The 13,191-nt window shown below is 44.1% G+C and carries 10 protein-coding genes; 4 read left to right on the top strand and 6 right to left on the bottom strand.

What is annotated here, in order from left to right; genetic code table 11:
• Both AX660_RS22625 and AX660_RS22620 read right to left on the bottom strand, forming a co-directional pair.
• Positions 1-867, bottom strand: a complete 867-nt coding sequence (locus tag AX660_RS22625) for a universal stress protein (RefSeq protein WP_068382434.1) — start codon at positions 865-867, stop codon at positions 1-3.
• Positions 868-877: 10 nt separating this feature from the next.
• Entirely contained in the window at positions 878-2,368 is a 1,491-nt protein-coding gene (locus AX660_RS22620; protein ID WP_068382432.1) for a SulP family inorganic anion transporter, read from the bottom strand.
• A gap of 306 nt (positions 2,369-2,674) precedes the next feature.
• Here AX660_RS22620 and AX660_RS22615 point away from each other — a divergent pair, with 306 nt between their 5' ends.
• The 3 genes from AX660_RS22615 to AX660_RS22605 all read left to right on the top strand — a co-directional run bounded on the left by AX660_RS22615 (position 2,675) and on the right by AX660_RS22605 (position 4,649).
• Complete coding sequence (locus AX660_RS22615; RefSeq protein WP_068382430.1) at positions 2,675-3,187, top strand: hypothetical protein; 513 nt, start codon at positions 2,675-2,677, stop codon at positions 3,185-3,187.
• A gap of 80 nt (positions 3,188-3,267) precedes the next feature.
• Positions 3,268-4,182 carry a pirin family protein gene (locus AX660_RS22610; protein ID WP_068382428.1) on the top strand — a complete coding sequence of 305 codons (915 nt, stop codon included), beginning with the start codon at positions 3,268-3,270 and terminating at the stop codon, positions 4,180-4,182.
• Positions 4,183-4,250: 68 nt separating this feature from the next.
• Positions 4,251-4,649, top strand: coding sequence for an OsmC family protein (locus AX660_RS22605; protein WP_068382425.1), 399 nt, complete (start codon positions 4,251-4,253; stop codon positions 4,647-4,649).
• Positions 4,650-4,752: 103 nt separating this feature from the next.
• Here the strand turns inward: AX660_RS22605 and AX660_RS22600 are convergent, their stop codons facing one another.
• Positions 4,753-6,612 (bottom strand): choice-of-anchor I family protein, encoded by a 1,860-nt coding sequence (locus tag AX660_RS22600; protein WP_068382423.1) that lies wholly within the window; start codon positions 6,610-6,612, stop codon positions 4,753-4,755.
• A 551-nt stretch (positions 6,613-7,163) separates the two neighbouring features.
• Positions 7,164-9,227 (bottom strand): TPR end-of-group domain-containing protein, encoded by a 2,064-nt coding sequence (locus AX660_RS22595; RefSeq protein WP_068382421.1) that lies wholly within the window; start codon positions 9,225-9,227, stop codon positions 7,164-7,166.
• A 94-nt stretch (positions 9,228-9,321) separates the two neighbouring features.
• On the opposite strand from AX660_RS22595, the gene AX660_RS22590 reads away from it, so the two are divergent.
• Entirely contained in the window at positions 9,322-9,687 is a 366-nt protein-coding gene (locus AX660_RS22590) for a hypothetical protein (RefSeq protein ID WP_068382419.1), read from the top strand.
• 55 nt (positions 9,688-9,742) lie between these two features.
• Here the strand turns inward: AX660_RS22590 and AX660_RS22585 are convergent, their stop codons facing one another.
• Positions 9,743-11,647 (bottom strand): S1 family peptidase, encoded by a 1,905-nt coding sequence (locus AX660_RS22585; RefSeq protein WP_131811858.1) that lies wholly within the window; start codon positions 11,645-11,647, stop codon positions 9,743-9,745.
• Positions 11,632-13,191: hypothetical protein (locus tag AX660_RS22580; RefSeq protein WP_162266439.1), on the bottom strand; the 1,560-nt coding region annotated here is incomplete at its 5' end. The genes AX660_RS22585 and AX660_RS22580, both read right to left, overlap by 16 nt.

Here is a 13,191-nt window from a genome sequence, read left to right as displayed (position 1 = left end):
TTATTGGACAACTATCAGTGGAATACTGCTGCGTTCAATCATACGAATGGTATTACTGCCTAAAAATAATTGGCGGATTTTAGAGTGAGCAAAAGCCCCCATGACTAAGAGCTCAATCTGATGTTGTTGCTGATATGCCAGTAACACATCTGAAATATTACCTTCAAGCAGATTTGCATGAACCACAAAACCTTCATTGGTCAGTAATCGTTGTGCCTCTGCTAGTTTTTCAGCCTGACCTGCAGCGGTATTTTTTACCATCACTAAATGGCATTCCAGACCTTTTAATAAACCGCCCGCAATAATTTTTTTAATCGCTTGGTCGGCAGTGGAACGGCCATCATAAGCCAGCATAAAACGGCTTGGCTGAGTAAAAGTGGGAGGCACTATGATAAGCGGTGTATGTACGCTACGGATCAATGATTCAATATGGGAGCCAAGGGCTCTAAAACTAGCTTGGCCAGTTTCACTATTATGTCCTTCGCCACTGCGCCCAACGACCATCAAACGAGCCTCTGCTTCAAGCTCAGTCAGGGCATCAAGTAAGTCACCATGACGTTGTTTTTGTTCAATCTGGCTGACACCTGCAGATTCTGCAGTAGATACCGCTGCGCTTAACATATCTTTGCCGTGTTGCAGAGCAAGTTTGCTGCGCTCTTCGTCTAGTCTCGCCATTTCTTGCAATAAACTAGTGCGTGCACCTAAACCAATAGCACCGGTTAAATCGTCGGCGCCATGTTGTTGAGGACGTTCAATGGTGTGCAAAAATAAAATAGGTTTATTTAAGCGTTTGGCGGCCCAAGCAGCAGCGTTACATACTGCGCTAGTGATAACCGAACCATCAATACAAGCTATTATTTTATTCATGTCGCTCTCCTTAATGACCGCCCATCAGTTTATCAACTTCAGCCGGATCGTTATGCACACCAAATTTGTCTACTACTGTGGCGGTGGCGTCATTCATGCCAATTAACTCAACCTCTGCACCCTCACGACGGTATTTAATCACTACTTTATCTAAAGCGGATACTGAGGTGATATCCCAAAAATGGGCCTGTGACAGATCGATTTTGATCTTGGCAACGGCTTCTTTAAAATCAAATGAGGCAACAAATTGCTCAGAAGAGGCAAAAAACACCTGACCAACAACTTTGTAGCTACGCTCGTCACTTTGTTCTGCATTATCTGTTTTAACCACCATAAAACGGCCAATTTTGTTGGCAAAAAACAAGGTGGCTAACAATACACCTACCATTACACCTAGTGCGAGGTTGTGAGTAAATACCACTACAATAACCGTCGCTATCATTACGATGCTGGATGACTTAGGGTTTTTCTTAAGATCGGTAATGGAAGTCCACGAAAAGGTACCTATGGATACCATGATCATCACAGCAACCAAGGCCGCCATGGGGATTTGTTTAATCCATTCGTCTAAAAACACCACCATGATGATTAAAAACAGACCCGCCACAAAAGTGGATAAACGCCCACGGCCACCGGATTTTACGTTGATAATGGATTGGCCAATCATGGCACAACCCGCCATGCCACCAAACAAACCTGCGCCTATGTTGGCAATACCTTGGCCTTTACATTCTTGATTACGATCACTGGTAGTATCGGTAAGTTCGTCCACTATGGTTTCTGTCATCATGGATTCGAGTAAACCCACGGCAGCCAAGCCGATTGAATAGGGCAGGACTATCATCAGGGTTTCGAGATTTAAGGGTACTTCAGGCCACAAAAAGATTGGCAAAGTATCGGGTAATTCACCCATGTCGCCCACGGTACGAATATCCAGACCAATTATCATGGCAATGGCGGTCATCGATACTATGCACACCAAAGGAGAAGGAATGCTCTTGCCTATAACCGGTAAATAAGGGAATAAATAAATAACACCTAGACCAGCAATAGTCATGGCGTAAACATGCCAGGTTACGTTAGTCAGTTCGGGTAATTGCGCCATAAAAATCAGAATGGCTAAGGCATTAACAAAGCCTGTGACCACTGAGCGTGACACAAAGCGCATCAAGCCACCTAATTTGAGATAACCCGCCAAGACCTGCAGTACACCGGTTAATAGGGTCGCCACTAACAAATATTGCAAACCGTGATCTTTTACTAAAGTCACCATCAACAGTGCCATAGCACCGGTTGCCGCAGATATCATACCTGGGCGACCGCCCACAAAGGCAATAATGACCGCGATACAAAACGAGGCATATAGCCCCACTTTGGGATCAACCCCAGCAATAATCGAAAACGCAATCGCCTCGGGGATCAAAGCCAGTGCCACTACAGTTCCCGCGAGTAAATCACCTCGCACATTTGAGAACCACTCAGTTTTATAATTGTTGAACATGTTTTACCTTGTTTTAATAATGAAACGTCACAACGAGCAAATGCGATTTTTCGAATGAAATAAGTCAAATTAAGAAACTGAATAACAACAGTATTCAGCGATACCTCTATATCACAGAGGTTAATGAGCAATAACTAGGGTGGCGTAAGTGTCAAAATAAGCACGTTGAGTTAAATCTAATTTGGCGGGTAGTTTACTTGATTGTCACGTGGCATTGAAGGATAGAATGGGCTTTTTCTCACTCGCATTTAGGCTAATATGCTTAGCTTTAGATAAGCACAACATAAGGGATGCCAAAGAGCAATAATGCAAAACCTCACGCGCCATCTTATATCTTTAGATATGTTGTGTCTCGAACTCGCTGATTTTGATGGGCAGCAAACGATTGACCACCTGTCAGATACAAAGCAAGAGGTAACACATTCTTATTTAATTTTGTTGCAGCAATTTTATGCCTCTTTGCAAAAGCTCAGTGAAACCGCATCAGCCTATAACAACTATCAGTTTGCGGGAGCCGTAGCGCAGTCTGGTTCAACGATTCAATTTAAAAATAAAAGAATGTTGTTGGTTTACCTTAAATTGCTTGGCTACATCATCGAGTTTTATCAACTTAGCCACAAAATTTTAGCCATTCGTGATAGTCACTTTGATGACCATGCAGAGGCGCGTTTACAACTTTTGTATCCGCGGATGATCAAAGCCAAGGCACAATTTAAAACTGTGGTGCAGGCGCTGGGCAAAAAAGACTATCAGATGTTTGCCACTAGTTTGGCTTTACCCCTTGCAGATTGGGCATGGGATGTATTGCGACTAGATTAAAAGTCATACCCTTCAGCTAGCGTTTAGTTAAACTAGGATAGTTGCTCACTTGCGACAATTCTTACAAAAAGGAGAAAAGCATGAGTATTGAAAGCAAAAACATAGAACTAGATTGCCAATTTAATAAAGGCTGTGACGCTATTGAGTTGCTCATTCAACCGCGAGCTAAAGATTTAGGTGAGTTTTCGGTGCGCCGTACTTTACCCACCACAGAACGTAAAATGGTTGGCCCGTGGATATTTTTTGATCATATGGGACCCGCAACTTTCCCCGCTGGCTCTGGTATTAATGTGCGCCCACATCCTCACATTAATTTAGCCACTGTCACTTATCTTTTTGAAGGTGAAATATTACATCGTGACTCCTTGGGTAGTTATGCCACTATCACTCCTGGCGATATAAATCTGATGGTAGCGGGCAAAGGCATTACTCATTCTGAACGTGAACGACCCGAAGTGAAAAACATTGAGCATACATTGCACGGTTTACAACTTTGGTTAGCTTTACCGGAAAAAGACGAAGAGATCGATCCCGCTTTTTATCACTATCCATCAGCCAGTATTCCTGCTGTTAACGTTAATGGGGTGCCAATTCGAGTGTTAATGGGATCCGCCTACGGCCTTACATCACCTGTTTTAACCTATGCACAAACCTTGTATGTAGAAGCCCATATGCAAACGGGACAAACTTTAGAATTAGCTAATTGTGAAGAACGCGCGGTTTATGTGGCGAAAGGCAGCCTTAAAATCAAAGACACAGTGATCCCAGAATTTTCGATGGTGATATTATCCGAGGCTGATGGTGTTGTAGTTGAAGCAACAGCAGAGTCCAGAATTGCCCTTATTGGCGGCGAAAAAATGGCTAAACGTTATATTGAATGGAATTTCATATCGAGTCGTAAAGAGCGTATCGAGCAAGCTAAACAAGATTGGTTAGCGGGTAAATTTCCTAAAGTCATAGATGATGAACACGAGTTTATTCCTTTGCCTAAATAAGTTTGTTTAAGCTCAAACTTGCACAAGTAATGTAGTAGCAAAATCCGTAATGTAAGGGGAGACAATGTATGACTATCAGTTTACAAAAAAGTGACAAGGGCACCTACCGTCAGACGATTCGTATCCACCAACACACGCTGTTTGCTGATGTGGCAGCCAGTTTAGGTGGTGACGATTCAGCACCGGATCCTCATGATCTATATGATGCTTCTCTTGCGGCTTGCAAGGCAATAACCATCTTAATGTATGCCAAACGCAAACAAATTCCCTTGGAAAGTGTCGATATTGAAATTGAACGTGACAACAGCCGCGAAGCCAAAGGTGTGTATGTACTTAATGTAAGTCTAAAACTAAACGGTGACTTAAATGATGAACAACGTCAGGCCTTGGCCGCTATTGCCGATAAATGTCCTATTCATAAATTGATGACGGCTGTCAGTACGGAAGTGCATTCGGTTGTTGTTTGATGATTTAACAAAATAAAGGGTATGCAGCGCTAATCGCGAAGCGACGAGCCTTAGATGTTAACTAAATACTCGTCGTTCGCGACTCGAAGCTCGCCGCTAGTTCCTAGTTAGGTACCACTTGCCACACGGCTACCGTACCACTTATTTCGTTGCCGATGATGACCAAAGGAACTCCACTTGGGCTGTCGTTTGCACTCACAAACACCATGCCTTCTGGGCCGCTATCGCCGATGATGTCGCCATCTTCAGTGAGGTCTCGGTTGATCACATAGTCAACAAATTTGCTGTCGTAGGGGTTAGTAATGTCGTAGACAAAAATGCCACCCATACGTTCTAGGCCGATAAAGGCGTAAGTGCGATCGCCCACTTGTCCGATAGTCAAGGCTTCTGGCTCAGGTCCTTTGTTGGCAGAACGGTCATCACCGATATTTTCATCGTTGTTATTGTTAAAGGCATTACCGTGAATAGAGGCGGTAATGCGTTCAAAATCGTCTCCCGAATCAAATACCGCTAAACCATTGCTGTCCCAAATGGTGAACGAGCGTGCACCATAAGCATAAATCGCTTCATAAACGCCATCGTTGTCGCTATCACCCATAGCTGAAGTGACAGTTAGGCGTCCTAGGGGATTGGCCGTAAAGTCTGATTTTCTGGGGTCGCCACCGGCGATAGTATCAAGGTTGGAGCCGGGCAAATAATCCAGATCACGGGCTTGAGTTTCTTCGGTAAAAGCTAAACAACCGTCATCTTCATCAAAGTCTTGACCACCTGCCGCTTCACAGAGATCTTCGTCTTGCTCGCCATTGGCATCTAAGGTATCAAAGAAATATTCGCGTGCATCACCTTCGTTGGCGGTCACAATAAAACCCGCACCTTTCCAGCTAAATGAAGCAATTGTATCTGGCATATAAAGGCCATATACATCTTGATATTGACCAAAACTGACTTTTCCGTCTTCCATGCCGTCAAGTTGGTATTGACTCCAATCTTTGTAACCTAAACCTTTGATAGTAAGTGAGTTGTCACTTAGGTTGAGCATGGCGATACCGTTGTTTTCTTGCAAGGTTACATAAGCCATATCACCCACAATAGTGATGTATTCAGGCTCTAAGTCTTGGGCGACTGAAGTGGTGATCAACTTGCCATTAATAGTGCGACCAGCTGGGTTAGGAAAATGCATGCCTTGGGCAGCTAACTGAGCTTTTTTATCATTAAAACTGCTAAACGATACCATCACCGAGGTATCGGCAGGCACGCCGTCGGTAAAGGTAATAACTGATATTGAACCTTCTGGATCAATACCATAATCACCGCTAGGCTCACCTTCATTGGCCGTTACGACTTTGCTGCCGTCGGCATTAAATGTCACCATGTCAGGTAAGTTACCCACTTCTACCGCTTTAACAAAAACCGGTGTGGCGGCATTTAAACCATTGTAAAACAACACATAACCGTTGCTGGCTTTATCTTTTGCCGGAGCTGCAACTGCCATCCAATCGCCTTTAACCGCGACACTGGTTGGGCCGGCTAAAGCAACATTGTTAGCCGTCGCAGGGAGAATAAAGGGCGTGGCATTTAAGGTATCGGCTGTGAGTGGGTTAGACAGTAATTCGCTGGTAATGGTTGAAGCATCGATCATTTCAACTGTTGGTTCAGAAGCTGCGCTATTTACCGCATAAATCATTTTAGTGGCAGCATGATATTGCACGATTTCCGCGGCACCTACGGGATCACTGGGATTAAGTTGGGCTCGACCTACGAGTTCTAAACGCACACCCGCATTGGCGTTTTGACCGTTTGCACCGTCAGTACCATTTGAACCATCAGTACCTGGGGTTCCAACCGGGCCTTGTGAGCCGGTTTCACCTTGTACTCCATCGTCACCCTCTAAAAAACAACCTGTTAATGTGGCACTTAAAGCGAGAGCGATGGCGCTGTACGATAGGTTTTTGAGCAATTTCATTAATTATCCTTATGCTAAGTTTTTGATTTTAGACAGGATAGGGTTTTCATATGACAGCTAAATTAAGTATTGGTGACGGATTTATGACGACAGTGAATTGTAAAGGCACAATAGGATTGTATATTTTGAGAATAAAAGTCTTCTCTCTTTACACATTTCTTTAGTCAGTGAATCAGATGCCAGCAACCTTCCATATCCATTGTTCAACCAAGGTGCTTATGCTCGATTGTGATCCTGGTGGGGAACAAAATATTCAGATGCAAAGATTAAGTTAGGTGATTCTTGGGCATAGCAAGGCTTTTGCAGACAGATCATGGGCCGTTATTGATGACATCAGGAGCTGGCTTTTTTTAAGCACGTTAATGAATGTAAAACCTGGCTAGCTGAGCAAGGTTTTGATACTGATTTTGACCAAGCGAAATGGCAAGATGACACCATTTAAGCCTAATACACATTACAACTAGTTCCGGTGTTTGTAATAATCAACTCTGGGCTCGACTAGTAATTATTTAGATGTCCGATCTTGCTCAAAAAAACGATCAGAAAAAGCGCTATAAATCGCTTTTCTGCGCTTTTGCTACTGGCAATAGTTTAATAAAACGCGGGTTGTCTTGTAGCGTTTGCAGGTCAGGATCGTCTGCAATAAACTGACGATAAGCGGCATCTTTTGCTACAGCTTCCTCCAACACCGCCAATGCCTCTTCTACATTGTCATCTTTTAACAGTACAAGAGTTTGAAAGTACAGGGCTTCTGAAATTCGTTGTGATTGTTTAACTGCAAGTTCGAGCAAGGTTTTGGCTTCTTCTATACGTCCTAAGTGGGCATAATACACGCCCAGTGCCGCGCGCGTAGCCCAGCTATCAGCATTGATACTAAGATTGTTTAGCGCCAATTCTGCTGCCCGTTTATAGGCGGCTTGGGACTCAGCCTCTTTACCTGGTATAAAGCGATAACTTTCTGCTAATCGCCCCCAAACTCGATGGTCATCTGGCGCATAGTCCAACGCCAACTTTTGCATGCTGGCTGCCTGGGTGAATTGGCCAGTATAATAGTAAAGCGAGCCAATATTGGTATAAGCCTGCCGTGAGGGTTTTAATTGCAAGGACCGTTGATAGGCGAGCAAGGCACGTTCAGTGTCACCCTGCATCCAATAAGCAGCACCTTTGCCCGCAAAGCCAACGGCCACATCAGGTGTCAAGCGCGTAACCACTTCATAGGCCTGGGCTGATTCATTATAACGTTCGGTCCGATAATAAAAACTAGCCAAAGCTTCGTGAGCCTTCCAATAGTTTCTTTTAAGATCAACGGCGCGTAAAAAAACGGTTTCCGCCTGCGAATATTTTTTCTGGACTTTGAATACTTCACCAAGTTCAATATAGGCGTCTACCGCAGTTGGTGATCTGGCAATAACAGCATTTAATTCGTCGATGGCCTTTTCATTCCAACCACGGAACCTATACAAGCGACCTCGTGCGATTTGCACTTCGCTACTTGGTTCCTTATTCAGATTTTTCGCTTGTTCACAAGCCTGTTCAGCATTGTCAAAATTTGTCGTATCGTTAGAAATTTCATACAGCCTCAATTCGGCTTCACAAATTCCTGCATAGGCTCGCGAGAATTTCTGATCAATTTCTAAAGCACGGTTAAAAAATGCCATTGCCGCTATCATTACGTCGGCGTCTTGGGAACTGCGCAGCTTTTCGCGCCCTTGCAAATAAAATAAATAAGCCTCAACGTTTTCAGCGGGTGTTGTATCAAGGTGGTTTTGTGAATCGACCGAAAGAGCAATCTTTAATTCATTGACTATTGCACTAGCGATCTCTTGTTGGATGGCGAAAATATCATCCAAATTACGATCATAGCTTTTGTTCCAAACATTATAACCTTCGCCACCATCGATTAATTGCACAGTCACTCGAATACGATCCCCTTCGCGACGCACACTACCTTCAACAATGTTTTTCACATTCAGCAATCTAGCAATTTCACGAATATCAATTTGTTTGTCACGAAATTGAAAGGACGACGTTCTTGCCGCGACATTGAGTTCATTTGTTTCGGCCAGAAAATTAAGTATTTCTTCAGCCAGCCCGCCAGCAAAATAGTCAGAATCAGCAGTTCCACCAAAATTTTCAAACGGCATCACCGCAATAGAATTGTTTGGAAGTTCAACAGAGCTGCTAGTTATGCCAGCAGACTCAGGTTTAGGAAACTTTTCAAGCAGATAAAAAACCAGAGCAATAGAGCCGACTATTACTAACAAACAAAGCACTATGGCTAATAATTGGCTGGATTTCTTTTGCTGTTGTGATATTTCACCTTCGTTTGGCCACAGCGGTAAGTCAAACATTATTCCTTTTTCTTGAAAATCAACTAACCAAGCCAATAAAAATACCGCGGGAAAACCAGCAATTGTGGTGATGATTAACACTCGGATCCCCCAGCTTGGTAATCCCAATGGTCCAAAGGTGAGCCCCGCGACTTGTAAAATCAACCAACCTACAACGGCATAAGTAACAACGACAGGCAGTACCTTGCGACGGCGGACCTCGTCGACAAGTTGGCGAAAAAAGCGGATTAAATTAATGATTATCTCCTTATAATAAGCGGCCAAGAAAGACCCTGCTATTTGGTTTCTTTAGCCATGGCATTTCCTAGATGGTCAGTATATGCTCACTAGTGCATCGAATCTAGATAGGAAATCTTCAGTGAAAAAATTATCAGAACCGAATAATCAGCCGCGCTCCATCAGTCAGACCGAAAACCCCAACAAGGCGAATTTGCTTGCCGACGAACGCCCTGGAATGCCAGACGAAAGAGTCGGCATGCCCGATGAGCGCCCTGGAATGCCAGACGAAAGAGTCGGCATGCCCGATGAACGCCCTGGGATGCCAGATGAAAGAGTCGGTATGCCCGATGAGCGCCCTGGAATGCCAGATGAAAGAGTCGGTATGCCCGATGAGCGCCCTGGAATGCCAGATGAAAGAGTCGGTATGCCCGATGAGCGCCCTGGAATGCCAGACGAAAGAGTCGGCATGCCCGATGAGCGCCCTGGAATGCCCGACGAGCGCTAAGGTTTAGACGACGAGCGATAAAGGCGCTAAGCCAAAAGGGGAGTTGGTATCGTTTTTACTTTTGCAAGATGCCTTGCAATACCCACTCTCCGCCAGCTTGTGCCACGTAATATTGACCGCCTGCTACCGGTATAGAAATATAGCGATCTTCATATTGTAAATACACAAAGCCATCACCTCGTGCTTGGTATTCGTGAAGTATTGCTTGTTCATTACCCTCTAGATAGTAAATCCATTCGGTGCCACGGGTATTATAAAAACGCAAATTGTCACCCTCATAAAATGGCACTTGTACCGTGGCAGGGAAGTCTTTACTGGTGTCGTAAATAAATTGCTGTTGCACAATTTTTTGACTCGCAAAGGAGTCCAAATCGGCAAAACTGGTGAGATGTACTGCAATGAGTTGCGAAAGTTGGAGTTGTGCGGGTCTCTTGTTGGCACATTCGCTGCGTTCACTATCGGTTAAACACTGAAATAATCCAACCTGACCGGTAGGAAATATCAAGGCTTGGGCGCCAAGAGCTGTATCACCGCTGACGGCAATACTATGGTATTCATAAAATTCTGGGCTTTGGGTTTCTACATCATAATTAGTAATACCCAGCTTCAGAATTCTATCGCCATCACCAAAATCAATAATGCGCAGGCTTTGCTCATCAAGGTGACAATAATTCATACCGGGATCTTGGCAGTCAACTAACAATTGCGAAACCACTTCCTGAAAGTAATTTGTTTCATGGGGACTCACTACTTTGCCATTAGCATCCGTAATCGGAACATCGGCATGATTGAACGTCAAGGAGGATAATCCTGTCTGCTCATCATCATACTCGGAAACCAGTCCCGTTCCCTCGCGATAGGCCAGGCCTTGCCCCTTGGGTACGGTAATGATTAAGCCATATTCAAGCTCTTCATACACATCAAAGCTCAGTTGTTTTGCGCTAGTTAGGCCAGCAGCGGCGGCATATATATCAAGTAATTGGCCAACTCCCTCTGCATCGTCGGCAGTCTGACCGAGCTCATCTAAGCTCTGTGTTTTGGTTTTTACCCATTCATAAGCAACACCATTTTCATTATATTGAATGATGTCCACACCACCGCCATCGGCAATACCAGAGGCAAATAAGTTTAAGCCATACTCATGCCATTGTGTTGAATTTGCATGTGAATCTTGGCTGGCAGAAAATACTGGAAACCCGTTCATAGTCGCCACTTCTAATGGTATTTCTGTGGAACCTGAATTGACTAATTCTGCAAGATGTTTGGCTGGAATTACCCAGTTATAGTCACTAGTGCCTTTATTTAATCCTCCATCAACTATACCAATAAGTTTAAGCTGTGCATTAACTACGGGGCCTCCAGAATAGCCAGGTAACAAGCCGCCTTGCACATAGTAGATAGCAAGGGTGGTAGAAGGGATGTTGTACAATTGTAAAGCTTTCAAGGGATCGCCACTGACTAATTTACCCAGTATTTCCGGTGAACCGTAACCTTTTTCAAAATGCCTTGATGAGCCACCATTGGCTCCCGCGTGCCAGCCAAAGGTCCAAAGTTTGGTACCTTCTGCGGGTTTTTCGAAATCCGCGTCTGTAAAAAAACTACAAGAACTGAAGGGCGTGTCGGTTTTGAGTAGAATTAAATCGGCATAGGGTAAGACACTTTGGACCGTTGCTGCGCGAGTCACACCCATACATGTCGCTGTGATTTTGCTGCCAGGTGGAATACCATGCAAAGACGTCACAATTTGGTCGTTTGACTGCCATAAAAAACTGCTTAGGGCTTTGGCATAAGGTTGCCTATTGATATCTAAGCCGGTTACTAACAAACGTGCTGAGCGAGCTTCCAGATAACGCGAATCCATCTGGGCGTTGGCAACGCTGCTAAATATTACGAAAAACACAATAAGGACAAGGTGTTTAGTGAATACAGCCAAATCTTCCAACATCATTTTCCAGAACATAACATTCCTCCCATAAGTTTTAATCCCGATATTTGTTGTTCGGATGCTAGGCGGCTCGCAGTGAGTTGATTTTTGATGACTGTAAGAGATTCTGAGGCGTAGGCCGCAACAATTTGCTCATTGGTTACTGCGCTGTTGGATATTTCACTGAGCCGCTGGCATTGTGCAGGTTTGGGTTTTTGCCATTCTTTAAATGGTGCAAACTTACACACTGCATTGCGTGCTAGCACTAACACAGCTTTTTGATCTTGTATTTGTGGAATTTCTTGCTGCACTAGTGCTACAAATTGCTCCCAGCTTTCACCGCCATTAAGTTTAATATTGTTAACGATATCTTCTGCTTGTAGATTGTTTTCGTTTTCCGGTGGTTCCAAATTAACGCATTTTTCCAAGGATACTGGTGATGAAAATAGCGCACTCATTTGCTTATTTAATTGCTGTTCAATAACTTGAGTCTTGCTGCCATCTTTATTGCTGGTTGAACTGATTTTGGTTGAACTTAGCAGAGCTAAAAGGCGTTCATCGTCTAGTGTCTTAAATACCTCTCTTAATTCTATGGCTTGCATCATAATGCCTGGCGAAAGCAGATTGTTGTCTCGCACATAAATGCCTGTTGGTGCAGAAACTGCCACAGCCAGTCCAAATGAGCCAATGCGCAGGCCCTTAGCAGTGCTGAAATTACGGTCATTTAAGCCCAGTAATGCGGCAAGGCCCACACCCACCGCACCAATAAAGATGGCCACAATGGATTTAGCATCGGCGCTTTGGGGCGCGGCCAAGCCCATTAATAAGCCGATCATCACGCCAATCCCCATGCCGCTATAAATGGATACGAGCATCGAAGTTTTGACCGTTTGTGCACTTGTGTCTGTATTTTTCTGCTGCATAGAATGATTGCTCTCGATTGTCAGAACCGGTCCAGAAGGGTTTTCCGGAATTTTTACTGCACCCGTTTGGGCATTAATTAACACAGATGTTTGCTGATCATCTTCACCCGACCTTGCACACCAATGTGGTAACAATAGTGTGTGCGCAGCGATGTTTTGATAGCGCATATCGGTGTTAATCTTACGTTGTTCTATGCCGCCTATACGCTCAGGAATTTGCTCTAGTACTTCTTCTTGTAGATAGTTTTGTAATTCAGCAAAAGCGGCTTCGATGGAAACTTCCAGCAAGGCAAACCTAGTGCTGATATCCAATTGTTGCATCGGTGTAGCTTCATCAAATTTCCATCTCCAGTCTTCTGGGCTAGCACTTGTTTGCTCAATACCCAAAAATGCCGGGACTAAAAAGCGCTCAACAGATAAGTCTATTGTTTCTTTAACTTCTGTCCATTCCAGCTTTAGGGTATCAGCATTGATATCTTGGAGCGTGCCACGTTCAACTGAAACAAAAGTGCGAGTAGCCACAGAAAATACCCAATATGGCAATTGCAAAGGTTGCACCTGGATTGAATCAGTTGCGTTAGTGGCGAGTGTTGTATGCGCAATAGCACGGGCCTCTTGTTCACTTATGATAAAAGGTAATACTAGGTCTGGAATGGC

It is taken from the genome of Paraglaciecola hydrolytica (genome assembly GCF_001565895.1).
Lineage (GTDB): Bacteria > Pseudomonadota > Gammaproteobacteria > Enterobacterales > Alteromonadaceae > Paraglaciecola > Paraglaciecola hydrolytica.
This window is presented reverse-complemented; position numbering and strand designations above follow the sequence as displayed.

Excerpts from the sequence above, each read along its gene's own strand:
- AX660_RS22585 (WP_131811858.1), bottom strand. The coding sequence starts at position 11,647 with ATGTTCTGGAAAATGATGTTGGAAGATTTGGCTGTATTCACTAAACAC.
- AX660_RS22600 (WP_068382423.1), bottom strand. The coding sequence starts at position 6,612 with ATGAAATTGCTCAAAAACCTATCGTACAGCGCCATCGCTCTCGCTTTA.
- AX660_RS22620 (WP_068382432.1), bottom strand. The coding sequence starts at position 2,368 with ATGTTCAACAATTATAAAACTGAGTGGTTCTCAAATGTGCGAGGTGAT.
- AX660_RS22610 (WP_068382428.1), top strand. The coding sequence starts at position 3,268 with ATGAGTATTGAAAGCAAAAACATAGAACTAGATTGCCAATTTAATAAA.
- AX660_RS22625 (WP_068382434.1), bottom strand. The coding sequence starts at position 867 with ATGAATAAAATAATAGCTTGTATTGATGGTTCGGTTATCACTAGCGCA.
- AX660_RS22615 (WP_068382430.1), top strand. The coding sequence starts at position 2,675 with ATGCAAAACCTCACGCGCCATCTTATATCTTTAGATATGTTGTGTCTC.
- AX660_RS22605 (WP_068382425.1), top strand. The coding sequence starts at position 4,251 with ATGACTATCAGTTTACAAAAAAGTGACAAGGGCACCTACCGTCAGACG.